Source organism: Janthinobacterium sp. TND4EL3 (assembly GCF_900156175.1).
GTDB lineage: Bacteria > Pseudomonadota > Gammaproteobacteria > Burkholderiales > Burkholderiaceae_D > Janthinobacterium.
In genome coordinates this window covers 226617-250415 of record NZ_FTMV01000005.1, presented here as the reverse complement: position 1 = coordinate 250415, position 23799 = coordinate 226617, and the positions used below count along the sequence as shown (strand labels likewise).

The window sequence follows — 23799 nt, the reverse complement described above, 5'->3', positions numbered from 1 at the left end:
AGATCCATGCGGAAAGGAAATAGTATAAGAATTCCGGCAAGAATTTTGCCTGATGAAGCGCCGCTTGACTGGCATCAAGCGGCGCGGGGCACGCCCGCCTCAGGCCAGCGACAGCCTGCGGACCTGCGCGGCGCCAGCCTGCGCGGCCACGCCAGGCGCGCCGTGCAGCTGGAAGATGCTGACGGCATCGGCCAGGCTGGCCGCCTGCTGCTGCAGCGCGTCCGCGGCGGCGGCGGCCTGCTCCACCAGGGCCGCATTCTGCTGCGTCACGCCATCCATCTGGCTGATGGCGATGCTGATCTGCTCGATGCCGTCGCGCTGTTCCACGCTGGCTACGGCGATTTCGCCGATGATGGCGTTCACGCGCTGCACGCTGCTCACCACCTCATCCATCGTGCGCCCCGCCTGGCCGGCCAGCACGCTGCCCTCTTCCACCGTGCGCACGGATTCGCCGATCAGCTGCTTGATTTCCATGGCCGCCGCGGCCGAGCGGTGCGCCAGGCTGCGCACTTCCGTCGCCACGACGGCGAAACCGCGCCCCTGTTCGCCCGCGCGCGCCGCTTCCACAGCCGCATTCAGGGCCAGGATATTCGTCTGGAAGGCGATGCCGTCGATGACGGCGATGATGTCGACGATGCGCTTCGACGAGGCATTGATATGGCTCATGGTCTGCACCACCTGCGCCACGGCCGCGCCGCCGCGCTGCGCCACGTCGGACGCGCCGCCGGCCAGCTGGCGCGCCTGGTCGGCGTTGTCGTTATTCTGCCGCACGGTCGATGTCAGTTCGATCATCGAGGCCGCCGTCTCTTCCAGCGAACTGGCTTGTTCTTCCGTGCGCGAGGACAGATCCATATTGCCGCTGGCAATTTCACCGGACGCCAGGGCGATGGCGTCCGTGCCGGCGCGCACCCGTCCCACGATGGCGGCCAGGTTGCCGCTCATCGCCTTTAAAGCGCGCAGCAGGTCGCCGATTTCGTCGCGGCTGCCGTCGGCCACCACGGCGCGCAGGTCGCCGGCCGCCACCTGCTGGGCAATGCCGACGGCCGCGCCCAGCGGCACGGTGATGCTGCGGATCAGCCACCACACGGTGACGGACCCCACGACCAGGGTCACCAGCACGGTGGCCAGCATGACGATGCTGGCGCTGCGGTGCGCGGCGTCATCCTGCTCCTTCATCTGCGCCATCAGGCCATGCGACTGCTTGCCGATGGCCGCGACGATGGCGTCGATCTGGCGCGTCGGTTCGCGGTCCATGCCCTTGACCAGCGCATCGACCGTGTGGGCGCTGTCGGCGCGCGCGCCATCATACTGTTGCAGCGCCGCCAGGTAGCTCACGCCCAGCGCGTCGTGCGCCTGCAGCGCACGCTCGACGGGCGCCGTGTCGAGTTTCAACGCCCCCATCATGGCCTGCAGGCTTTTCAATTCCTTGCGCGTCTGCGCGCCGCTGGCGACGAACGCTTCGCGATAGCGCTGGAAGGCGGCCGCGTCGCCGCCGCGCAGCAGGATGTTTTTCCATTCCTGCACCTGTATCTTGAATTCCACCTGCGCGCTGCGCGCCGCATCGACGGCTTCCGTCAGGGCGACGGCGCGCTGCATGGCGTCCGCGCTGCGCGCGCTGGCCGCGTCGAGCGCGCTCCAGCCGCGCGCGCCGACGAACACCAGCGCAAGAAAGAAGAAGGCGCCCAGCAGACCCAGGCGGATGGAAATTTTCAGATTCGCGAGTTGCATGTATTTCTCCCGGCGGCAAGAACAGGATGGCAACAAAGACGCCACCAAATCTATCCAATTCTCACCAAATACAGAAATCATGCGGCGCGCCCCGTGAAAAACCAAGCGGCACTTTTGTTAGTGAAACACTTTCAGCATAGAAACAACAAATTACACGGGAAGGTTGACTGTCCAGCCATAGTGGCGCGCCAGCAGCATGGTCAGGCAGGCAATCTTGCCGGCGGCGTCAGCGGGCGGACGCGGCCGCGAACTCCTCGCGCAGCAGCGGATACAGCCGCCGGTAGCGCGCCAGGCGCTCGTCGAGCACGCCGGACGGCTGCGGCGCCACCGTTTCCTGCACGGACGGGCGCGTGCACACCTGGGCGGGCGGCAAGCCCGTCGCCGCCATCTGCGCCAGGCGCGCCGCGCCCAGGGTGCCGCCGGCCACGCCATGGTCGTGGCGCAGCACGTGCAAGCCCGAGGCGTTCGCACACAGCTGCGCCCAGAAACGGCTGCGCGAACCGCCGCCCACGAACGACGCCTCCCGCAAGCGCGTGCCGGCGCTGCGCAGGGCCGCATTGCCGTCGGCCATGGCAAAGGCCACGCCCTCCATCACGCTGTAGGCCAGTTCCGCGCGCCCGTGCTCCGTCGACAGGCCGAAAAACACGCCGCGCGCCGCAGCGTCGTTGTGCGGCGTGCGCTCGCCGCTCAAATACGGCAGGAAGACGGGCGCCGTGCGCGCCGCGACGTTTTCCGCCAGCGCCACCAGTTCACCGATGTCGTTCGACTGCGTCAGCCGCGCCACCCAATTCAGGCTGGACGCGGCGCTGAGGATCACGCTCATCTGGTGCCAGCGCCCGGGCAGGCAATGGCAGAACGCGTGCACGCCCTGACCCGGATTGGGCGCGAAGCCGTCGCTGCCGGCAAACAGCACGCCGGACGTCCCCAGCGACAGCAGGCCGGCGCCCGGCTCCACCACGCCCAGGCCCACGGCGGCGGCCGCATTGTCGCCCGCGCCGCCGGCCAGCACGACCGCGTGCGCGATGCCCCATTCCTGGCACAGCGAGGGTCGCACCTGCGCGGCGGCGGCGCTGCCCTCGACCAGGCGCGGCATGTGCTCGCGCGTGAGGCCAGTGGCGGCCAGCATGCGCTCGGACCAGTCGCGCCTGGCGACGTCCAGCCACAGGGTGCCGGAAGCGTCGGACATGTCGGAGACATATTCTCCCGTCAGGCACAGGGCCACGTAATCCTTGGGCAGCAAGACTTTACTGATGGCGCGGAACAGCGCCGGTTCGTGCTTTTTCAGCCACAGCAGCTTGGGCGCCGTGAAGCCCGGCATGGCCTGGTTGCCCGTGATGGCGCGCGACTCGGGCACCAGCGCTTCGAGTTCCGCGCATTCGGCGAAGGCGCGCGTGTCATTCCACAGGATGGCCGGGCGCAGCACGCGCTGCTGCTCGTCGAGCAGGGTGGCGCCATGCATCTGGCCCGACAGGGCGATGCCGCGCAAGCCGGAAAACGCCAGCGGCTGGGCGCTGCGGATGGCGGCGATCACGTCCAGCGTGGCCTGCCACCAGTGTTCGGGATGCTGTTCCGACCAGCCGGGATGGGGAGTCGATACGCGCAGGGCCACGCCGCTGCTGGCGAGGATGGTTTGCGCGTCATCGGTGAGGATGGCCTTGACTTCGGAAGTGCCGATATCGATGCCGAGATAGGTCACGATGGTTCCATGAAAAGTGGATGGGCGGCCGCGTGCGGCGGCGATGTCACCCTATGGTACTGGCCCGGCGCCGCCGGCAGCGGGCTTTTCCGCATACTTTTCCCCGTTTTGCCGGTACGCGCCGGCCAAGCTCGCCATCCAAGCTAGCCATGCAGGCGGAAATCGCGGCGGTAGACATTCGTGTCCTTGCCGTCCGGCTGGCGGCGCGTAAAGCGCTCGAAGCGCAGTCCCAGCTTGTTGAGCAGATTGATCGACGCCTGGTTCTGCAGCGAGGTGATGCCGTACAGCGTGGGCAGGCGCAGCACGTGCTGGGCATGCCGCACGATGGCGGCAGCCGCCTCCCAGGCATAGCCCTGGCCCCAGTAGGCGGGACGCACGGCATAGCCGATGTCGGGGCCGGGCAGGCTGTCGCGGCGCACCAGCCCCGCCATGCCCACGGGCGCGCCGTCGCTGCGCCGCTCGACGATGTACAGGCAGTCGCCATGCGCGCGGAACTGCGCCATCGGCCCCGACTCCAGCGCCGCGCGGGCCGCTTCCAGGGTGTGGATGTTGCGCTGGCCGATATTGGCGATCCACGACGGGTCGTTGACCAGCTCCATGTAGAACGCCGCATCGTCCAGGGTGGCCGTGCGCAGGCGCAGACGGGGCGTCTCGATGACGGTGACGGCGCCGCTCATGCCGGCCACTGCATCGGGTCGGTCAGCAGCTGGTACATCACGTAGGCGTCGACATAGCCCAGCTGCGCGTGGCGGTAGGCCAGCGGCAGGGTAGCGACGACGCTGAAGCCCAGCTTTTTCCACAGGGTGACGGCGGCCAGGTTGGTGCTGACGACGAAGTTGAACTGCATCGCCAGGTAGCCCGCGCGGCGCGCTTCTTCCATGCAGTGCACGCCCATCAGGCGGCCCACGCCCACGCCCTGCGCGGCCGGATCGACCATGAACGAGGCATTGGCCACATGCGATCCATGTCCAGGCTGGTTCGCCACCAGCTTGTACATGCCCAGCAGGCGCTCGCTGCCCATCACGGCGACAAAGCTTTGCACGCCGGGGCCGAACCAGTAGGCGTGGCACTCTTCGCGCGTGGTATCGGCGGGGAAGGTGTAGGTATCGCCGCCGGCCACCAGGGTCTGGAAAATCGGCCACATGGCGTCGAAATCGGCTTCGTTGGCCGGGCGGATATCAATTTCTTTCAAGGCGGTGCTCCCGATAACAAGTGATGGCCGATTGTATCAGCGCCCCAGGCGGAAGTTCACACTCTCGGGCCGCCCCGGCAGGTGCAGGCGCGATTGCGCGCGCGGCGCCTCGCTGACGACTTGCCCGCGGCGCAGCACCAGGCGCCGCGCGGCGCGCAGGCGCAGCGCTTCCACGGTGCTACCGCAATCGAGGATCAGCAAGTCCGCGTGGCAGCCGGGCGCGATGCCGTAGCCGTCCAGGCCCAGGATGCGCGCCGGCGTCTCCGTCACGGCCAAAAAGCACTCGTGCATGGCTTGCTGGCCCGTCATCTGCGCCACGTGCAGTCCCATGTGCGCCACTTCCAGCATGTCGCCCGAACCGAGGCTGTACCACGGGTCCATCACGCAATCGTGGCCAAAGGCGACGGGAATGCCGGCAGCCAGCATCTCGGGCACGCGCGTCATGCCGCGCCGCTTCGGATAGGTGTCGTGGCGCGCCTGCAGGGTGATGTTGATGAGGGGGTTGGCAATGGCCGCCACGCCCGCCTCGCGGATCAGGGGCAGCAGCTTGCTGACGTAATAATTGTCCATCGAGTGCATGGAGGTCAGGTGCGAGCCCGTCACCCTGCCCTGCATGCCAAGGCGCTGGCTGTGGAAGGCCAGGGTTTCGATGTGGCGCGACAGCGGGTCGTCCGACTCGTCGCAATGCATGTCCACCATCAAGCCCCGCTCGCAGGCAAATTCGCACAGCAGGCGCACGGATTCGGCGCCGTCGGCCATGGTGCGCTCGAAATGCGGGATGCCGCCGACCACGTCGACACCCATGGCGATCGCGCGTTTTAAATTGTCGAAGGCGCCGGGGCTGCGCAGGATGCCGTCCTGCGGAAAGGCCACCAGCTGCAGGTCGAGATACGGGGCCACCTGGCGCTTGACGTCGAGCAATGCTTCGACGGCCAGCAGGCGCGGGTCGCAGATGTCCACGTGCGAGCGGATGGCCAGCAAGCCGCGCGCCACCGCCCAGTCGCAGTACTGCAGCGCGCGTTCGACCAGCGCGTCCTGCGTCAACTGCGGTTTCAGCTCGCCCCACAGGGCAATGCCTTCGAGCAAGGTGCCGGACGCATTCACGCGCGGCAAGCCGTAGCTGAGCGTGGCGTCCATGTGGAAGTGGGCGTCGACGAAGGGCGGCGTGACGAGGTCGCCCTGCGCGTCGATCTCTTGCGCGCCCGTCACGGGCAAGGCGGGGCCAACGGCGGCAATGCGGCCGCCCTCGATGGCGATATCGGTGGCGTGGCGCCCGTCGGGCAGGCTGGCATTGCGGATGACTAGGTCCATGCGGACACTCCTTCGGTTGACGACTGTGCCTGGTGCTTCAAGTTAATTGTCATCCTATACATTTTCCATGGATGCTGCAGTGCACGAATGCTGCCACTCGCCAGAACACAGCCATAGATTCCTTGGCAACGCTTTGCGCGGGCGCAAACTTCCAGCAAATGCTGCCAGGCGCATGGATGAAGGAAGCGCACGCCACACGGCTTGAATAAAATAACTTTCAACCAACTCGAATCACCGCTAGAATATTCATATTGCGTTGCATCATAAAAAGTCTATGATCAGCTGTTCAGCACGCTACCCACTTTACAAAACGCGGCCAACTCTGGTTTTCGGGATTTTGCAGAGCGTTTTGCCAGCATTTTAATCCGTACAAAGGAGTAAATATGTTTTCAATTCCTGAACAATTTTCCAGCGCCGCGAAATCGCAACTGGAAAGCCAGCTGCAAATCTTCAGCAATCTCACCAGCAAAGTCTTTGAAAGCGCCGAGAAAATCATCGCCCTGAACTTGAACGCCGGCAAGGCGGCCATCTCGCACACGGCAGAAACGGCGCAGCATCTGCTGGAAACGCAGGACCCACGCGATTTCTTCAGCTACAGCACCAGCCAGGCGCAACCGAATATCGAGAGCGTGCTGGCCTACAGCCGCCAGCTGTTCGGCATTGCTTCGAGCACCCAGGCCGAATTGCTGGCCTCGGCCAAGGCCCGCCTCGATGCGGCCGTGCCTGCCACGCCGGCCGCCGCGCCGGCCGCCGCCAAGCCTGCGCTCGCTGCCGCCACACCTGCCGCTGCACCAGCGCCAGCGCCGGCAGCGGTACCTGCCACCGTTGCCGCCAAGCCGGCGGAAGTAGCCACACCTGTCGCCAAGGCAGCGCCAGCGCCAGCCCCTGCTGCTGCGCCCGTAGCCAAGCCAGCGGCAGCTCCGGCCAAGGTTGCCGAGAAGGCCGCCGACAAGCCCGCCGTCAAAGCCGTCGAAGCCAAGCCAGCCGCCAAGGCGGAAGCGGCCAAGCCCGTTCCAGCGCCCGCCACCGCCGCTGCGCCAGTAAAAGCCGCCGCGCCGGCACCGGCCAAGCCGGCCGCCAAGCCAGCCAGCGCCACCGGCAATACCGCGGCCAAGGCCGCCGTGAAGCACGCCCCTGCGCCAGCCGCCAAGCCGGCGGCCAAGGCAGGGCCCAAGGGCGCGCCATCGAAACAGCTTGACATGCTGGGCGGCGGCAAGGGCAGCGGCCGCAAGTAAGCCGCCTGCACGGCAGCGACGCAGCACAACAACGGGCTACGGCCCGTTTTTTGCGTGCCCGTCCACAGCGCGCTTTTCCGCCGTGTTGTATCCTACGCGTACTTTTCCGTCCGCGTGCCCGCCCTTCCGCCCCGCGACACCCCATTACTGCAAAACAAAAGGTAACCATGAGTTTATCGAGGCTCATCACCGGCTTCGTGCGTCAGCATTGGCCGGCGTATGCCGCCGCCGCCGTCATGCTGACAGGCGTGGCAACACTGACCGTCTGGATTCCGCGCCGCGTGGGCGCCATCATCGACGCCCTGGCCGCGCACCGCATGACGACATCCGAGCTGTGGCTGGAGCTGCTGACCCTGCTCGCCGTCGGCGTCGTCATCTACTTCCTGCGCGTGGGCTGGCGCATCACCCTGTTCAAGGCCGCCTACCAGCTGGGCGTGATGTTGCGCACGCGCTTCTACACGCGCATGTCGCAGCAGGGCGCGTCGTTTTACCAGCACCAGCGCACGGGCGACCTGATGGCGCTGGCGACGAACGACATCGACGCCATCGAAATGGCCGCCGGCGAAGCCATGCTGGCCGGCTTCGACGGCACTTTGACCCTGCTGATGGTGCTCGGCATCATGCTGCTGGGCGTGGACTGGCGCCTGGCCTGCATCGCCCTCTTGCCCTTCCCCCTGATGGGACTGGCTTTCTGGCGCATCTCCAGCCATATCCACACGGCGTCGACGGATTCCTTAAAGCGCTTTTCCGCGCTGAACGACCATGTGCAAGAGTCCTTGTCGGGCGTGCGCACCCTGCGCGCGCTGGGCCTGGAAGAGCGCAGCAGCAAGCAGTTTTCCACGCTGGCCGGCCACGCGGCCAACGCCAGCCTGACGGCGCAGCGCTGGGAAGCGGCGTACGAGCCGGCCGTCGGCCTGACCCTGACGGCCGCCACGGCGCTGACCCTGGGCCTGGGCGGCTACCTCGTGTGGCAAGAGCAGCTGACCATCGGCGCGCTGACGAGCTTTTCCATGTACCTGGGCCAGCTGATCTGGCCCATGTTCGCCGCCGGCTGGGTACTGTCGTTGATCGAACGGGGCCGCGCCGCCTGGCAGCGCCTGCAGCCGATGTTAGATGCGCCGCTGGCCATCGACGACCATGGCACGATCGATACGCTTACGCCCGGCCCCCTGCAATTGCAGGACATCGGCTTTGCCTACGCTGGCCAGACGGCGCCGGCCCTGTCCGGCATCTCGCTGCGGCTGCAGCCGGGCCAGACCCTAGGCCTCGTCGGTCCGACGGGCAGCGGCAAGTCGACCCTGCTGCGCGTGCTGCTGCGCCAGGTCACGCCGCAATCGGGCGCGGCCACGTGGAACGGCCAGCCGCTGGCCGCCTACACCCTGCACGCGCTGCGCGCGGCCATCAGCTGGGTGCCGCAGGAATCGTTCCTGTTCTCCGCCACCATCGCCGACAATATCGCCCTGGCCCGCCCCGGCGCCTCGCGCGAGGAAGTGGAGCGGGCGGCGCAGCTGGCCGACATCCACGCGGACATCTTGCAGTTCCCGGACGGTTATCAAACGCATGTGGGCGAAAAAGGCATCACCCTGTCCGGCGGCCAGCGCCAGCGCGTGGCGATTGCCCGCGCCCTTCTGGCCGACAACGGCTTGCTGCTGCTCGACGATGCGCTGTCCGCCGTCGACACGGGCACGGAAACGCGCATCCTGCAGCACCTGGAAGAATTGCGCCGCAAGCGCCCCGAGCGCAGCGCCATCATCGCCAGCCACCGCCTGAGCGCCGTCGTCAACGCGGACATGATCCTCGTGCTGCGCGATGGCCACGTCACGGAAACGGGCAACCACGACGCGCTGATGCAGCGCGACGGCTGGTACGCCAGCCAGTGGCGCTATCAACAACTGGAAGCCAGCCTCGATGCCATCTAAGAACGACCAAGCCGCCACCGCCACGCCATCCGTGCGCCGCCAGGCCGCGCAAGCCGTCGGCCTGCTGCGCCGCGCCGCCGCGCCCGACCTGCGCCATTTATACTGGGCCACGTTCTGGCTGATCCTCGCCGCCGCCCTGGAAGTCACGGGTCCCATTTTAGGCAAGGCCCTGATCGACCAGCACCTGCTGCCGCGCCACCTGGACTGGACGCGCATGTCGCTGCTGCTGGGCGGTTGCCTGCTGACGGGCTGGGTCGCTTCCGGCCTGCGCTATTTGCAGCTGGTGCGCCTGTCCGGCCTGGCCATGCGCTCGGTGCAGCGCCTGCGCGAAACCGTGTACCAGCACGTGCTGCGCCTGCCGATGAGTTTTTTTGATCGCGCCATCACGGGCCAGCTGGTCAGCCGCGTCACCAACGACACGGAGGCGGTGAAATCGCTGTACGTGCAGGTGCTGTTCGTCATCCTCGACAGCTCCATCGTCCTGGTCGGCACCATGGCCGCCATGGCCTTCCTCGACTGGCGGCTGATGCTGATCGTGCTGGCGCTGCTGCCGGCCGTGCTGCTCATCGTCTTTTTGTACCAGCGCTGGAGCGCGCCGGCCGTCACGCGCGCGCGCGCCCTGCGCAGCGAAATCAACGGGCAGATCGCCGAATCGATAGGCGGCATGAGCGTGCTGCAGGCGAATAACGCGGAAAAGCGCTTCGGCGCCCGCTTCACGGGCATCAACCAGGACCACTACACGGCGCGCATGCAGGAATTGCGCGCCAACGCCTGGCTGCTGCGCCCCGCGCTCGACATGCTCAACATCGTGCTGCTGGCCGTCGTCATCTTCAGCTTCGGCCGCCGCGACATGGGCGCCGTGGAAGTGGGCGTGCTGTATGCGTTCATCAGCTACATCGCGCGCGTGATCGAACCCTTGATCCAGATCACCATGCAGTTCAGCCAATTGCAGCAATCGGTGGTGGCGACGGCGCGCGTGTCGGCCCTGCTCGACGAAGCGCAGGCGCTGGAACACGCGCAGGGCAGGCAAACACCGGCCCTGCGGCAGGCGAAAACGGGCAGCGACGTGCCCGCCGTCGACATTGCCCGCCTGACGTTTGCCTACGTGGAAAACCAGCCCGTGCTGCACGAGCTGTCGCTGAGCATCCCCCAGGGCGCCTTCTTTGGCATCGTCGGCCACACGGGCAGCGGCAAGTCGACCTTGCTGTCCCTGCTGCTGCGCTTCTACCCCGTCACGCAGGGCAGCATCGCCATCAACGGCGTGCCCCTCGACAGCATCGACAACGAGCATTTCCGCGCCGACGTGGGCCTGGTGCCGCAAGACCCCTTCCTGCTGGCCGCCTCGGCGCGCGAGAACATCGACATGGGCCGCGGCTACACGCAGCAGCAGATCGAGACGGCCGCGCGCGCCGCGCATGCGCACGACTTCATCGCGGCGCTGGAACACGGCTACGACACGCCGCTGGGCGAAGGCGGTTCGCGCCTGTCGTCGGGGCAGAAGCAGCTGATCGCGATTGCCCGCGCGCTGGCCGGCCAGCCGCGCATCTTGCTGCTCGACGAAGCGACCTCGCGTATCGATAGCCAGACGGAGCAGATCGTGCAGACGGCCCTGAACGAGTTGCGCGGCAAGGTCACCATCATCGCCATCGCCCACCGCCTGTCGACCATCCGCGAGGCGGACCGTATCATCGTGCTCAATCACGGCCGCATCACGGAAGCGGGGCCGCACGAGGAACTGATGCAGATCGAAGGGGGCCTGTACCAGCGCCTCTACCTGCTGCAGCAACTGGCAATTTGATAGCCACGGGGCGCCGTTGCATGGCGCCACTTTTTTTCTGTACGGCATTAAAAATGCCGTACGGACGGGAGTATATTCATCTGGCGGGCAGCGCCAACGGCCCCAACCACACTTCCGGGGGATGCCATGCGCAGCAAACTGTCGATCAAGAACATCTTCACCGCCATTTTTCTGCTCAGCCTGGCGCTCGCCGTCATCAGCCTGTGGGCGCTGTTCCGCGTGGCAGGCAAGCAGGCCGAGGCGAACCGCGTCACTGAAACGCGCTACCAGTCCTACCTGCTGGCCGATGAACTGCGGCAAAGCTCGGACGACCTGACACGGCTGGCCCGCACCTACGTCGTCACCGGCGACGCCAGGTACGAGCAGCAATACCTGGACATCCTCGACATCCGCAACGGCAAGAAGCCGCGCCCCGCCCATTACGAGCGCATCTACTGGGACTTCGTGGCCGCTGGCGTGCCCGTGCCGGCGTCGACGGGACCGGCCGTGCCCCTGGCAGAACTGATGCGCAAGGCCGGCTTCAGCGAGCAGGAATTCGCCAAGCTGCGCGAAGCGCAAGCCAATTCGGACGGCCTGGTCAAGACCGAGGTGATCGCCATGAACGCCGTCAAGGGCCGGTTTGACGACGGCAGCGGCAATTTCACCAAAACCGGGCCGCCGGACCTGGAAATGGCGCGCGCCATCATGCACGACGCCGCCTACCACAGCAACAAGGCGAAGATCATGCAGCCGGTGAATGAATTCCTCACGCTGCTCGACCAGCGCACGAGCGCCGCCGTGCAGACGGCGATGAGCGGCACCATGGCCGCCTATTCCGTCACGGTCGGCGTGCTGCTGGTGTCGGTCATGGTTTCGCTGCTGTGCCTGTTCCTCGTGTACCGCCACATCAAGCGCAGCCTGGACCAGGCGATTGCCACGGCGCAGCTGATCGCCGGCGGCGACCTGAGCATCGACGCCGTCATCGAAAGAGCCGACGAAATCGGCGTGCTGCTGCACGCGATGAATACCATTAACGCCAACCTGACGGGACTGATAGGCGACATCCGCAGCAGCACCGGCGAAATGTCGGTGGCCACGCACGAAATCGCGCTGGGCAATGCCGACCTGTCGGCGCGCACGGAAGCGCAAGCCAGTTCCCTCGAAGAGACGGCCAGCTCGATGGAAACGCTGACGGCGACGGTGCGGCAAAACGCCAGCAACGCCGGCGAGGCGAACCAGCTGGCCGCCACCGCCTCGGCCGTCGCCGTGCAGGGCGGCGCCGTCGTCGCCCAGGTGGTCAGCACGATGGGCGCCATCAAGGAAAGTTCCAGCCAGATCGCCGACATCATCGGCGTCATCGACGGCATCGCCTTCCAGACCAATATCCTGGCCCTGAATGCGGCCGTCGAGGCGGCGCGGGCCGGGGAACAGGGGCGCGGCTTCGCTGTCGTTGCCGGCGAGGTGCGCAGCCTGGCCCACCGCAGCGCTGCCGCCGCCCAGGAAATCAAGACCCTGATCGGCGCCTCCGTGGAACGGGTCGACGCCGGCAGCAAGCTCGTCGACGAGGCGGGGCGCACCATGGCGCTGGTGGTGGAATCGATCCAGAAGGTGGCCGCCATCATGAGCGAGATCACCAGCGCCAGCCACGAGCAAAGCGCGGGGATCAGCGAGGTCAACCAGGCAGTCACGCAGATGGACAACATCACGCAACAGAACGCCGCCCTCGTCGAGCAGGCGGCGGCCGCTGCCGAAAGCCTGCAGGAACAGGCGCAAGCCCTGATCGAGGCCGTCGCCATCTTCCGCCTGAAGGGCAGCGCACCGGCCCCCGCCGCCCTGGCCCAGCACTGATGCGCAATCAAAGTGTGCACTTTCACAAAATTCTGTGTGTGCCATGATATTTCTTGATTGCAACATCATATAATCGCTGCAGACAAGCGTGGTCATTGCGGGGGCGGGACGTTGGCAGGCAGACAGAAACGGGCATCATGGCGAAAGGCGCACTGGCTGCTGGTACTGGCCTGCCTGCTGCCGCCCGGGGCGCACGCCCAGGACAGCAAACTGGAGCGGTATCTTGCCGCCGTGCGCGACGATGGCCGCTTCGTGCCCGCGCGCGCCCTGCAGCGCCTGCAAGAGGTGGAAACGCAGGCGCGCAGCGCTCCCTTGCCCGTGCGCGCGGAATTTCTTACGCAGTTGAGCAACGCCCGCATGCGCCTGGGGCAGAACGACATCGCCATGCAGCTGGCCGAAGAGCTGATCGCCTATGCCCGCATGAACAAGAGCGACGTGGCGCTGGCGAAGGGCACGCTCAACAAGGCCTACATCACGTTTGCCCTGAACGAGCGCCGTGCCTCGCACCTGCTGGCCTTTGAAGCGGAACGCATCGCCAACCGCACGGACGACCTGCCAGTGCGGGTGCAGGCCACCATCAGCGCGGGGCAATCCTGGGCCGAGGAAGGCAATTTTCCGTTTGCGCTAGCCAAGCTGCAGGCGGCCGTCGACCTGGCGCGCCAGAGCAATTCCCCCTCCAGCCTGGCCGCCGCCCTGAATGCCCTTACCCAGCTGTACACGCAGATGCGCGAATACGACAAAGGCTTCGAGGTGCTCGACGAGTTGCTGGCCGTGTCCGCCACGCTGGAATCGCCGGGCCGCATGGCGCAGGCCAAAAACACGGAGTACGGGCTGGCGCTCGACGCGCAGCAGCCGCAACGGGGCCAGCGCGCGCTGCTGGCAGCCCTGGCGCTGGAGCGCCAGCTGGGAGCGCGCGGCATGGTGGCCGTCACCCTCGTCAATCTGTCGGACAGCTATCTGAAGCAGGGCGACTATGCGCGCGCGCTGCGCTTTGCGAATGAAGCCATCACGGCGGGGCGCCTGGTCAACAACGATCAGGTGGAGGCGACGGCGCGGCTGAACATCGGCCAGGCGCTGATCGGCCAGGGACGCTTGCAGGAAGGCAAGCAAAGCGTGGCCACGGGCCTGGCCTACTACGAGCGCACGGCCAACCAGCCGGACATGCAGGCCGTGCTGCTGGAGTACGGCATGGCGCTGGAAAAGGCGGGCGACATGCGGGGCGCCGTCACGGCCTACCACAGCGAACGGGCCATTTCCAACCAGCTGTTCGAGAAGCAGCGGCAGAAGGCCGTGTACGAATTGCAAGAAAAGTATGAGGCGGAAAAGAAACAGCGCCAGATCGAGCTGCTGAGCCGCGAAAATCAGCTCAAGAGCACGGAAATCGACAACCGCCGCCTGCAGCAGCGCGTGTGGTGGCTGCTGGCACTGGTGCTGGCCATGGGGTCCGCCATCGTCGGCTTGCTGTACCGCAAAGTGCGCCATGCCAACGTGCAACTGAAGGTGAAAAACCAGGAACTCAAGCGCCAGAGCTCGCGCGATCCCCTGACGGCCCTGTACAACCGCCGGCATTTCCAGGAATTCATGCGCAGCCATGCGGGCAAGCCCGTGCATCCCCCGGCCGGGAACGACATGGTGGGCGCCCTGTTCCTGCTCGACGTCGACCATTTCAAGCACATCAATGACCGTTACGGCCATGCGGCGGGCGACCTGGTGCTGACGACGATCGCCGAAACCCTGCACGACGTGTTGCGCGAAACAGACATGATCGTGCGCTGGGGCGGCGAGGAATTCCTCGCCTTCCTGCCCGCCGTCGCGCGCGACGGGCTCGACGACATCGCCTTGCGCATCCTCAACGGCGTGGCGGCGCAAGTCATCCATTATCAGGGGCAGACCATCGAGGTGCACGTCTCCGTGGGCTTCGCGCCCTATCCGCTGGCGCCGCTGGGCCAGCCTTTGACGTGGGAACGCAGCGTCAACCTGATCGACATGGCGCTGTACCTGGCCAAGGCGCACGGACGCAACCGGGCGTACGGCTTGCGCGGCTTCCGGCACGTGGAACGCACGACACTCGAAGCGGTGGAACAAGACCTGGAACGGGCGTGGCGCGACGGCCATGTGGACTTGAGCGTGGTCTTGGGCAAGGCGGATGGGAAGGGCAATGCGGGGAGCGCGCCAGCAGCGGCGTCAGATGGCGCCAAGGGCGCCTGCGCTACGGCCGCCGCCAGCTGACGGACCCTGCATGTCGCTGGCGGCAGCTGGCCGGTCCGGCGAAACCGGCCCGCGCCTGTATCGCGGTGATTACTTGTGCGCGGCGTCCTGCATCTTTTCGCCCGCTTTTTCCACTTTTTTGCCGACCGCATCGGCCGCTTCGCTCATTTTCTTGTCGGCGTCAGCGGCGACCTGGTCCATCTTGGCTCCCGTGTCGGCAGCAGCCTTGCTCACGGCGTCGTCGGCCTTGCTGGCGGCGGCCTTGATGTCGGCTTCAGCCTTGGCGGCGGCGGCATCGATTTTCTGGCCCGCTTGCTCGGCAGGACCGGCAGCGACATCTTCCTTCTTCTGGCAGGCAGCCAGCGCCACAACGATCATCCCGGCGGCGCACACAGTCATCCAGTTTTTGCTTACTTTCATGATATTCCCTTTCATTGTTATCAAAAGACACAGATCAGTTCGCAATATACACCTGCCTAAAATTTTCTAGCGTGCGCTAACGCACATAAGAACAGGCTTTTGTGGCGTAGTTGTAAGCAATGGTATCTTGACATCTTCATGCCGCCTTTCGCGACGGGCCCAAGCTGCTGTGCACTACTGGCCCGGCGCGGCGTCCAGCAGCGAACGTTCGAGCAATTGTGACAGCGCCGTACGCAGCGCCTGGGTACGCGCCGCCAGTTCCGGCCGCTTGTAGCGCTCGGCGGCGATCAGATTGCTTTCCAGGCAGACACGATCCCCCTTGGCCAGGCAAGCGTCGGCCGCGTCGAGCCGGGCGCTGGCTTGCGCCACTTTCACCCTGGCATCGAGTTCCAGGCTGTCCGCATCGTCGCCCCAGCGCTTGACATGCGCGGCCAGGCGCGTGGCGGCCAAGTCCGGTTCGCCCGCGTCGAGCGCCTGGTTGACGGCTGCCTGCGCCGTGCTCCACGCCTGCTCGCGCCGCTGCTTTTTCTCGCACGCGGTGGCCGCAGTCGCGATGCTGGCCTGCAGGCGCTTCCACTGCGCCGCCGGCGCCCTGGCGCTTTTCAGCACGGCCAGCGCGCTGCGCGCCCCGTCCAGGTCGCACTGCGCTGCCAATGCGGTGGCGGCCTCGACCTGCTCGGCCACGCTGGCCGGCTTGTCGGCAGGTTTGTTGAAGAACCAGATGCCGGTCAGCACCACGGCCGCGGCGATCCACGTACGCAAGCGCACGGGCGGACGCGGCGGCGGCACCGAGCCCCTGACGGCCGGCTTCGCGGGCGGCGCCTTGGTCGGCGCGGGAGCCAGTGCAGTAGGTGGTACGGGAGGAGGCACGGCGGCCGGTGCGGCCTGCGGCACGGACGCTGGAAAATGCGCGGGCACCGGCGCCGGCACGGGGTCCGGCATCACCGGGGCCGGCGCCGCCACCTTCGTCAAAACAGGCGCCGTCCCCGACTGGCGCTCGCCACAAAACGGGCAATGCACCACGCGCAGCGGCAAGATCCGGCCGCAAGCGGCATGGATACAAACTTTATTCACTTTTTCAGACACGTTCCAACCTTTGTTGCTCATGCAACGAAACAGGGCATCCGATCATATTGAATACCCTCTCCGTTACACGAACTCTGCTTATCTCTGCTGGCGGAGATAGCGCAGACTTAACGCTCCGCCTTCACCAGCCCTAATGCTCGTTCTTTTTCCAATATTACCTCACGATCACGGTTCAGCAGCTTCGCACGTGCCAACCACTTTGCAGCCGCACCCAGATCATTAGATGCCGCACTTTTTTCCGCCAGTTTGATGTAATGATCAACTATCTTGCTAGCGAGGCCCTTGACTTCTTCACCACGATATTGCCCATCAGGATCAATCTGCCGGATTTGATCAAGCGAAGCCTTGGCCGAACTTTCCGGGGGATCAGTATATTGAGCTCGCTCAATATAAAGAGAAGCACGACGCAACTGATCATCGATTTCAGAGCGATCCCCCTCATTAAGCTTAACGGCCTTCGTATCCACCGCGCGACTTTCATTCACTTGCACCACCGTGCTTGGAGCTTGCACATCCTTTGATGATCGCATCGCAAAAAAGATGACTGCACCAACAACCGCAACGGCAACAATTACCAATCCCACCTGGGAACCGAGCCATTTTTTTGTATCTGTCGAGCGCGAAGCACCATTTGCCTTACAAAAACTAGCCACGTACTCCTCTGCTATGCGTGGATCCAGCCCGGTGCGTTTTCCTGGCGCCTTGTTCACTACCTTACTCAAGGCCAGACGTTCTTCCTTCTGGTCCAGCTTCTTGTCATTGTCCGTGAACTGGTGCAGAAGTCTATCCAGCTCCTCCACGAGCGCACGCTCAGACACGGCGGAATACTCATCCAACTGTTCACGGATCACCAATTCTATTTCTCTGCTCACAATACCGCGAGCGGCCGCTTCTTCTTTAATACGCCGCTCCTCACCACGATCCAGATAATAATCATCGTCCACAGCCGCAGCGACACGGTTCTTCAGCCAGTCCAGATCAGATTGATTCATGTTTTCCTCGTTTATTAAAAATTATGATTTGACCGCTCAAGCAAAAAACATTCTTCACTACTACAAAATTTTCCAGCCCCATATACCTGACCGCTGCATTACGCCATTTTCCCGGCAAAAGTCGTTGATGTACTTCTCCGCTATCTCAGGATCAACCCCCTTCATCAGGCCCGAACGCGGTTTACAGACACTTTGCAAAGCATCCACTCGCCCCTTTTTATCCAGCTTTTTCTCAGTATCGGTAAACACGTGCAACAGTGCAGCAAGCTCATCCAACAATGCTTTTTCATTGACTATATTCAAACGTTGCAAAGTCAACGACAAAATCGACTCGACCCGCTTCACGTCCAGTCCCAGATTGTTTTTTCCAAATCGCAACAAAACACTAAAAGTAGTGCTATCGCAGTATGAATTGGTAATATTGTCGGCAATATGAAGACTGAATTTTTTCTGTGCATCCTCCGTCAGGACGAGATCTGGTAAGCGCTCCCCTTTCGGCGTACTAACGCTGTGTCGCCCGGAAACGGCATTGCCTACCTGTTCATGCATAGGTATCGGGCATGGTGTACTCTTATCGACGCTTGGGGGCACGAATAGTGGTGACACTACTTTCACTTTAATGGAGGTTTGCTTCACGCCACAGAAAGGACAAAAACTCACAGCCCAAGAAAATGTCGACTGGCAAGTCAATTCTTGGCATTGATATTCAATTTCCTGTTTCACAAAACACCTCTTAATACGTCACCCATACGCCACAGGGAGAAATCATCCTGTCCTGACGATGAAATCAGCATCAATAAACTTGCAATCAAACATCTAAAATTATCTTTCAAATAATAACCCATCCTCTGCCACCGACACCATCTATTTCCAACATAACAAAATGTATAGCCCTAGGTCTGCTCAGTCTGCCTTTGAAAGTCCGCATCACGTTCTGCATAAATAGCTGCCGCGACAATTCAGGGGGCTTGAGACTGATCAATCCTTGTTTCATCGCCAGGATCTAAGCTACAAGCACAGGCCACGCACAAGGAGATTGCCATGCCAGCCCACCTGATCATCGAAGACGGCCAGCCCTGGTGGTGGGACAGCGCCGATATCTGGGTCGTGCCGGGCAATGATCCGAACGGCGCACCCGGCGCGCCCATCGCCGGCACCAGCAATTACCTGTGGGGCCGCGTGCACAACACGGGCAACAGCGCCTCGAACGGCGTGCGCGTGGACTTTTACTGGGCCGACCCTTCCGGCCAGATCGCCGTCGGCGCCGCCACGCAGATCGGCTCCGCGTTTGCCGACCTGCCGCCCGGCGCCACGCAGGAAGTGCTGTGCCTGGTGCCCTGGGTCCCCGTCATCGTCAATGGCGGCCACGAATGCCTGCTGGCCGTGGCCCACGGGCCTGGCGACGTCAACCCGCTGCCCGACCCGTTGCCCAACGGCTTACCCTTCCAGCCCACCTCGCACGACCAGATTGCCCAGCGCAACGTCACCGTGGTGCTGGCGGCAAGGCGCGCGCAATTGCTGGCTATCAGGGTGGCGGCCCTGCCGCGCGCAACGAAAAAAGTGGAACTGCAGATCGAGTATGGCGGCGAGCTGCCGGAGCGCCTGCTGGCCACGCTCGGGCTTGAGCGGTGGCAGCCGGCCAGGGATGCCCGCCTGGTCGCGGGCCTGGCGCGCACGCCCCACTGCAATGGCGACGTGCCCGGCGAGCAAAAACTGGCGCTGGAAGTACCGCGCGGCCAGGCGCAGGCCGTCTATCTGAGCGTGCGTGCCGAAGCCTTGCCGCCACGCCACTATGCGCTGCTGCGCGTGCTGGAGAGCCAGGATGGCAAGTTACTGGGCGGCGTCACGTATGTCGTCACCGACCTGGAAAAAGAACAAGCTCAAGAACAGCAAAGCCCCGAGGAGCAAGCATCATGAGCGATACCCCCATGCAAGTGCTGACGCGGCCATTCGCGATCGAGCCCGTCACCAATATCATGCTGCCCGATGGCATCTTCGACAATGCCATCTATGGCTTGCGCATCGCCGCCCACGTCACGAACACGTCCAGCAGCCCGCTGACGAATGTCACGGTGTACCTGGAAAGCGTGGGCGACCCCGGCATCGTGCCCGTGGCGCGTACGTTCTTCTTTGCCAGCGTGCCCGCCGGCGCGGCCATGCTGGTCATGTGGGATGCCGACTTCCAGCACGCCACGCCCGGCAAGAGACTCGTCAGCTTTGTCGCCAAGGCCGACGGCTACGCGCCGCGCCGCTCGATCCAGCAGATGTTCGTCTCGCAGACGCGTTTCGACAGCAGCACCAATACCTATACCTGCACGGTCGAGGAAGGCACGCTGGAACTGTCCAAGCCGCAGGGCCACCTGCCGGGCAAGCGCTGGGGCAGCACGGGCGGCGACAATAAAGACTGCCGCTGCCCGCCCGGCTTCGGACCCATCGTGCCGACCGGCATGACGCTCGTCTGGACGCCGAATCCCGCCTACGCGGGCACACATGGAGATTTACCGTTTTCCGATCCGTGGTGGAAAATCCTCGCCATCATCATCGCCATCATCGCCGCACTGGTGGCCATCATTGCCGCCGCGCTCGGTTCCGGCAAAGCCAGCTTCAGCGTGGGCGGCACCTTCGATGAAACGGAACCCGACGTGCATTGCTGTTCGCTCGAAGGGGCCGGCTCGGGACAGCCCGCATTCACGGTGGCCGGCGTGGCTTCGGCTATCGCCTCGGGCGCCATCGCCGTCGCCTGCTCCGATATCGCGGACCCGTTCTGGCGTGGTCAGGAAGCAACTCCACCGGCCGCCGGCGAGCTGACCCTGGCCGAAAAAGTGGTGGCAAAGTGGGTCTTGCCCGAAGCGCCGAACGCGGGCCTGCCCTACACGGCCGACATCAGCTGGGAGTATCAACGTTTCACCACGGGCGCCAGCTACCAGCATGCGGTGACCGAAACGCAAGTCAACATCCATGTGGCAGGGCCCGTGGAAACGGATACCCCCGCCGTCGTGCAAGCCTACGAACCGTTGTGGCTGCGCGCCAGCTTCAAGCGCGACAATGGCAGTGTCTTCCGCGGCACGGAGCTGTATGCCTTCGTGCTGTTCCAGGCGCCGCAGGGCCTGTATTTCGTGGAATCGCTGACGGACGACGGCCTCGGTTTCGATCCCGGCGCCAACGACGGCGTGTACGCAGGCAGCCTGGACTTGAAGCGGGCTTACCGCACCCTGCTGCAATACGACCAAACGGTCTTCGGCACCTGGAGAGTCTTCGTCTTTGCCCAGGACGTCAACCTGACCAAGCCCGGCACGCCGCCGGAAATCGCCGCCCAGCACATCGGCGGCATGTTCGTCGCCAGCGCCATCGAAATCACTTTTGACGACACCCTGCCCTGCCCGCTCAAGGCGCAGGCGAATATCATCGTGGTGTGAGGGGGAAAATCGAAAGCGGCCGGGAAAAACGCGCAGGGCCAAGCGCCGCCTCGAAGACAGTACGTCAGTGCGGCGAGAGGCAGGCAACAAGGCCTTGGGCGTTTTATCAGCCGCTCTTAGACTTTGACGGCGTCAACTTTCGCAATCACGGTGCGCGGGATGATATCCGTAACCGGACAAGTATCCATCGCATCCGAATACGCGAGCCAGCGCTGCAGGCTTTCCATGCGGCGGATGGTGATGCCCTTGCCGTTGATGTAGCCGATCTGCTCGAAATAGGCGGGGTTGGTGGTCAGCTTCGACACGGTGGGCGCATTGTCGACCAGGCGGTCATAGGCCTTGCGCGCCTTGTGCTCCCATTTGGCCAGCACGGGGTCGTCAAAGCGGTTGCTTTCAAAATACACGGTGATGGTGCGGTCGTGATTGGCGAAGCCGACGATGGCCGCCCCCTTGCGTATGGTCAACAGGACATCTTCCTTGACGCCCGTGACAGGAACGAACACGGCAGCACGGCCATCCGTATCGGGCCGCTCCATGGGAATATCTTGTCCGATTATGCTCATCGCATCACACTCTTAGTCATCGCCTGCTGGCCTGTTGTATTTATATCCATCACTGAAAGCGCGCCGCCATGCGCATGCCTGCCTTTGCCGCCGTGCCGGCCTGCTTCCAGTCGGGCTGCCATTCCATTTATTAAATAATACATTGCCATAAAGCACTACACAAGATAATCAGGGACCCGGCAAGCCACGTCCTCCGCCGGATGGGGAATGGCGGGGGGCGCGGCAATCGCCTTATAATGCCCCGCTTACCTACTCCATCCGCATGACGACCTCGCCACCATGACGCTACCCGAAAATGACACCAGCCGGCTCGATGCCATCAGCGCCGCCGCCACCGAAGTGGCGGCCCAGAACGTGGCCGACCTGCTGGCCATGGCCATTTGCCACCGGCCCGACGAACCGGCGCTGGTCGTCTGCGACAAACGCAGCTGGCTCAACGTGGTGCTGACGGAAGCGTATCGCCAGGCCTTGCCGGACGCGGCCTTCATCGACTTCGACGACGTCACGCCGGACGCCGTGCTGGCCGCGTTTGCCGACCTGCCGGCAGGCAGCCTCGTCGTGCTGATCCAGTCGACCAGCTTCCGCCTGGAAGCATTCCGCATCCGCATCGAGCTGTTCAAGCGGGGCCTGAAGGTCATCGAGCACGTGCATCTGTCGCGCATGCCCGGCGTGCAGGGGCTGCATTACATTGCCTCGCTGGCCTACGACCCCGATTATTACCGGGGTGTCGGCCATGCACTCAAGGCACGCATCGACCGCGCCCGCCACGGCATGGTCGACAGCGGCGGCGAGCAGCTGGTCTTCGCCTCGCCGTTCGAGGGCGCCAAGCTCAATATCGGCGACTACCGCGGCATGAACAATATCGGCGGCCAGTTCCCGCTGGGCGAAGTGTTTACGGAAGCGCAGGACCTGGAAGCGGTCAACGGGCGCGTGCGCATCTTCGTCTTTGGCGACACGCACTTCATGGTCAACCGCCCCGATACGCCGATCACGCTGATCATCGAAAAAGGCCGCGTGACGGGCACGGAGCACGCCACGCCGGAATTTCTGGCCATGCTCGAGATCATCCGCGCGCACGAAGGCGAAGTGTGGGTGCGCGAGCTGGGCTTCGGCATGAACCGCGCCTTTTCACGCGAACAGCTGGTCAACGACATCGGCACCTATGAACGCATGTGCGGTATCCACCTGTCGCTGGGCGCCAAGCATGGCGTGTACACAAAACCGCAGTTCAAGCGCAAGGATGCGCGCTACCACGTCGACATCTTTGCCGTCACCGAAGCCGTTTATCTAGACGACGAGCGCGTGTACGCCGATGGCGCGTGGACGGTGGAACCGGTCGCCTTCAGCTAAAAAAACCTGCCGCAGCCAGCTCGCGGTCCCATGGCGGCACGGGCTGGTATTCGGCCACCAGGAAATCGATCAGCGCGCGCACCTTCGGCGACATTTGCCGGCTGGCCGGATACAGGGCGCTCAGGTGATTCAGGGGCAGGTCCCAGCCGGACAGCACGGGCAGCAGGCTGCCGTCGAGCAGGTTGCGCCAGGCGAGGAAGGTGGTGCTGTAGACGATGCCCAGTCCCCGCTGCGCCGCCTGCTGCAGCACCAGGCCATTATTGGCCGTAAACCCCGCCTGCACGCGCACGCTCACCTCTTCCAGCCTGTCGCCCTCCCCGCGCCGGAAATGCCAGTTCGTGCCATCGGTCAGGTGGCTGAAATGCAGGCATTGATGCTGCAACAAGTCCTGCGGCGACTGCGGCACGCCCCATTGCGCCAGGTAGGCGGGACTGGCGCACAGCACGGCGCGGCACGGCGCCAGCGGGCGCATGGCCAGCGCGCTGCTGTCCGGAATGCCGCCTACGCGGATGGTCAAATCAAAACCGTGGCGTATCGGGTCGAGCAGCGCATCGTCGACAAACAGTTCGGCACGCACCTGCGGGTGCAGCAGGCTGAAACGGGCGACGGCATCGGCCAGCCACACGCTGCCGAAACTCGATGGCGCCTGGACGCGCAGCGGCCCGGCCAGCTCCGCCCCCGCTCCCGCCTGCGCCACGTGCGCCACCATGCGCGCCGCTTCCTGCGCCTGGCTGACGGTGGCCATGCATGGCGCCAGGTAGGCGCGGCCCGCATCCGTCAGGCTCACTTCCCGCGTGGAGCGGTGCAGCAGGCGCGCGTTGAGGCGTTCTTCCAGCTGCATGATGGTCTTGCTGACCATGGCGCGCGTCAGGCCCAGGCGCTGCCCGGCCGCCGTGAAGCTGCGCAGGCGCGCCACCTCGACAAAGATTTCCATCGCTTTTAGTTGATCCATATCAAAGATTGTCTGTGTTTTGGCGACAATCTGTCAACCAGAGGGCGATTGTTTGCCACCTTCGTCCATCCTACAATGGCGCTTTCCACTGACCTTCCGGAGCCGC

General features: G+C 64.4%; 19 protein-coding genes. 8 read left to right on the top strand and 11 right to left on the bottom strand.

From position 1 onward, the window contains the following. Positions 1-99: 99 nt before the first annotated feature. The 5 genes from BXA07_RS10890 to BXA07_RS10870 form a co-directional block, all read right to left on the bottom strand. The gene (locus BXA07_RS10890; RefSeq protein WP_076567956.1) at positions 100-1728 is read right to left on the bottom strand and encodes a methyl-accepting chemotaxis protein; all 1629 of its coding nucleotides are present in this window, start codon (positions 1726-1728) and stop codon (positions 100-102) included. Between the two features lie 226 nt (positions 1729-1954). Continuing rightward, the gene (gene xylB / locus BXA07_RS10885) at positions 1955-3424 is read right to left on the bottom strand and encodes a xylulokinase (RefSeq protein ID WP_076567955.1); all 1470 of its coding nucleotides are present in this window, start codon (positions 3422-3424) and stop codon (positions 1955-1957) included. Positions 3425-3567: 143 nt separating this feature from the next. Next, a complete protein-coding gene (locus BXA07_RS10880) occupies positions 3568-4101 on the bottom strand; it encodes a GNAT family N-acetyltransferase (RefSeq protein WP_076567954.1) in 534 nt (177 codons plus the stop codon). Then, complete coding sequence (locus BXA07_RS10875; protein ID WP_076567953.1) at positions 4098-4616, bottom strand: GNAT family N-acetyltransferase; 519 nt, start codon at positions 4614-4616, stop codon at positions 4098-4100. Before BXA07_RS10875 ends, BXA07_RS10880 begins: the two co-directional genes overlap by 4 nt. A gap of 36 nt (positions 4617-4652) precedes the next feature. Further along, the gene (locus BXA07_RS10870) at positions 4653-5927 is read right to left on the bottom strand and encodes an amidohydrolase family protein (protein WP_076567952.1); all 1275 of its coding nucleotides are present in this window, start codon (positions 5925-5927) and stop codon (positions 4653-4655) included. 383 nt (positions 5928-6310) lie between these two features. On the opposite strand from BXA07_RS10870, the gene BXA07_RS10865 reads away from it, so the two are divergent. From BXA07_RS10865 to BXA07_RS10845, 5 genes are all read left to right on the top strand, one after another. Next, positions 6311-7162: a phasin family protein gene (locus tag BXA07_RS10865; RefSeq protein WP_076567951.1), complete on the top strand. Its 852-nt coding sequence runs from the start codon at positions 6311-6313 to the stop codon at positions 7160-7162. Between the two features lie 167 nt (positions 7163-7329). Continuing rightward, a complete protein-coding gene (locus BXA07_RS10860) occupies positions 7330-9081 on the top strand; it encodes an ABC transporter ATP-binding protein (RefSeq protein WP_076567950.1) in 1752 nt (583 codons plus the stop codon). Then, complete coding sequence (locus BXA07_RS10855; protein ID WP_076567949.1) at positions 9071-10879, top strand: ABC transporter ATP-binding protein; 1809 nt, start codon at positions 9071-9073, stop codon at positions 10877-10879. Before BXA07_RS10860 ends, BXA07_RS10855 begins: the two co-directional genes overlap by 11 nt. Before the next feature lie 126 nt (positions 10880-11005). Next, positions 11006-12706 (top strand): methyl-accepting chemotaxis protein, encoded by a 1701-nt coding sequence (locus tag BXA07_RS10850; protein WP_076567948.1) that lies wholly within the window; start codon positions 11006-11008, stop codon positions 12704-12706. Between the two features lie 111 nt (positions 12707-12817). Further along, positions 12818-14935, top strand: a complete 2118-nt coding sequence (locus BXA07_RS10845; protein WP_244556244.1) for a tetratricopeptide repeat-containing diguanylate cyclase — start codon at positions 12818-12820, stop codon at positions 14933-14935. A gap of 69 nt (positions 14936-15004) precedes the next feature. On the opposite strand, the gene BXA07_RS10840 is transcribed toward BXA07_RS10845, so the two are convergent. From BXA07_RS10840 to BXA07_RS30105, 4 genes are all read right to left on the bottom strand, one after another. Continuing rightward, positions 15005-15334 (bottom strand): hypothetical protein, encoded by a 330-nt coding sequence (locus BXA07_RS10840; RefSeq protein ID WP_076567947.1) that lies wholly within the window; start codon positions 15332-15334, stop codon positions 15005-15007. A 174-nt stretch (positions 15335-15508) separates the two neighbouring features. Beyond that, positions 15509-16420: a P-loop NTPase family protein gene (locus BXA07_RS10835; protein WP_212592284.1), complete on the bottom strand. Its 912-nt coding sequence runs from the start codon at positions 16418-16420 to the stop codon at positions 15509-15511. Between the two features lie 107 nt (positions 16421-16527). After that, positions 16528-17412, bottom strand: a complete 885-nt coding sequence (locus BXA07_RS10830; protein WP_076567945.1) for a hypothetical protein — start codon at positions 17410-17412, stop codon at positions 16528-16530. A 60-nt stretch (positions 17413-17472) separates the two neighbouring features. Continuing rightward, on the bottom strand, positions 17473-18135 hold the full coding sequence (locus tag BXA07_RS30105; protein ID WP_139335526.1) for a hypothetical protein: 663 nt from the start codon (positions 18133-18135) through the stop codon (positions 17473-17475). Positions 18136-18453: 318 nt separating this feature from the next. Between BXA07_RS30105 and BXA07_RS10820 the strand changes: the two genes are divergently transcribed. Both BXA07_RS10820 and BXA07_RS10815 read left to right on the top strand, forming a co-directional pair. Beyond that, a complete protein-coding gene (locus BXA07_RS10820) occupies positions 18454-19329 on the top strand; it encodes a hypothetical protein (RefSeq protein ID WP_076567943.1) in 876 nt (291 codons plus the stop codon). Further along, complete coding sequence (locus BXA07_RS10815) at positions 19326-20828, top strand: hypothetical protein (protein WP_076567942.1); 1503 nt, start codon at positions 19326-19328, stop codon at positions 20826-20828. The genes BXA07_RS10820 and BXA07_RS10815 overlap by 4 nt, the downstream gene beginning before the upstream one ends. Before the next feature lie 116 nt (positions 20829-20944). Here BXA07_RS10815 and BXA07_RS10810 read toward each other — a convergent pair whose 3' ends face one another. Then, positions 20945-21391 carry a hypothetical protein gene (locus BXA07_RS10810; protein ID WP_076567941.1) on the bottom strand — a complete coding sequence of 149 codons (447 nt, stop codon included), beginning with the start codon at positions 21389-21391 and terminating at the stop codon, positions 20945-20947. 279 nt (positions 21392-21670) lie between these two features. On the opposite strand from BXA07_RS10810, the gene BXA07_RS10805 reads away from it, so the two are divergent. After that, entirely contained in the window at positions 21671-22741 is a 1071-nt protein-coding gene (locus BXA07_RS10805) for a M29 family metallopeptidase (protein ID WP_076567940.1), read from the top strand. Here the strand turns inward: BXA07_RS10805 and BXA07_RS10800 are convergent. Continuing rightward, complete coding sequence (locus tag BXA07_RS10800) at positions 22734-23693, bottom strand: LysR family transcriptional regulator (protein ID WP_244556243.1); 960 nt, start codon at positions 23691-23693, stop codon at positions 22734-22736. The genes BXA07_RS10805 and BXA07_RS10800 overlap by 8 nt on opposite strands. Positions 23694-23799: the final 106 nt, after the last annotated feature.

Excerpts from the sequence above, each read along its gene's own strand:
- BXA07_RS10890 (WP_076567956.1), bottom strand. The coding sequence starts at position 1,728 with ATGCAACTCGCGAATCTGAAAATTTCCATCCGCCTGGGTCTGCTGGGC.
- BXA07_RS10880 (WP_076567954.1), bottom strand. The coding sequence starts at position 4,101 with ATGAGCGGCGCCGTCACCGTCATCGAGACGCCCCGTCTGCGCCTGCGC.
- BXA07_RS10870 (WP_076567952.1), bottom strand. The coding sequence starts at position 5,927 with ATGGACCTAGTCATCCGCAATGCCAGCCTGCCCGACGGGCGCCACGCC.
- BXA07_RS10865 (WP_076567951.1), top strand. The coding sequence starts at position 6,311 with ATGTTTTCAATTCCTGAACAATTTTCCAGCGCCGCGAAATCGCAACTG.
- BXA07_RS10860 (WP_076567950.1), top strand. The coding sequence starts at position 7,330 with ATGAGTTTATCGAGGCTCATCACCGGCTTCGTGCGTCAGCATTGGCCG.
- BXA07_RS10855 (WP_076567949.1), top strand. The coding sequence starts at position 9,071 with ATGCCATCTAAGAACGACCAAGCCGCCACCGCCACGCCATCCGTGCGC.
- BXA07_RS10850 (WP_076567948.1), top strand. The coding sequence starts at position 11,006 with ATGCGCAGCAAACTGTCGATCAAGAACATCTTCACCGCCATTTTTCTG.
- BXA07_RS10840 (WP_076567947.1), bottom strand. The coding sequence starts at position 15,334 with ATGAAAGTAAGCAAAAACTGGATGACTGTGTGCGCCGCCGGGATGATC.
- BXA07_RS10830 (WP_076567945.1), bottom strand. The coding sequence starts at position 17,412 with ATGAATCAATCTGATCTGGACTGGCTGAAGAACCGTGTCGCTGCGGCT.
- BXA07_RS10820 (WP_076567943.1), top strand. The coding sequence starts at position 18,454 with ATGCCAGCCCACCTGATCATCGAAGACGGCCAGCCCTGGTGGTGGGAC.
- BXA07_RS10815 (WP_076567942.1), top strand. The coding sequence starts at position 19,326 with ATGAGCGATACCCCCATGCAAGTGCTGACGCGGCCATTCGCGATCGAG.
- BXA07_RS10810 (WP_076567941.1), bottom strand. The coding sequence starts at position 21,391 with ATGAGCATAATCGGACAAGATATTCCCATGGAGCGGCCCGATACGGAT.
- BXA07_RS10805 (WP_076567940.1), top strand. The coding sequence starts at position 21,671 with ATGACGCTACCCGAAAATGACACCAGCCGGCTCGATGCCATCAGCGCC.
- BXA07_RS10800 (WP_244556243.1), bottom strand. The coding sequence starts at position 23,693 with ATGGATCAACTAAAAGCGATGGAAATCTTTGTCGAGGTGGCGCGCCTG.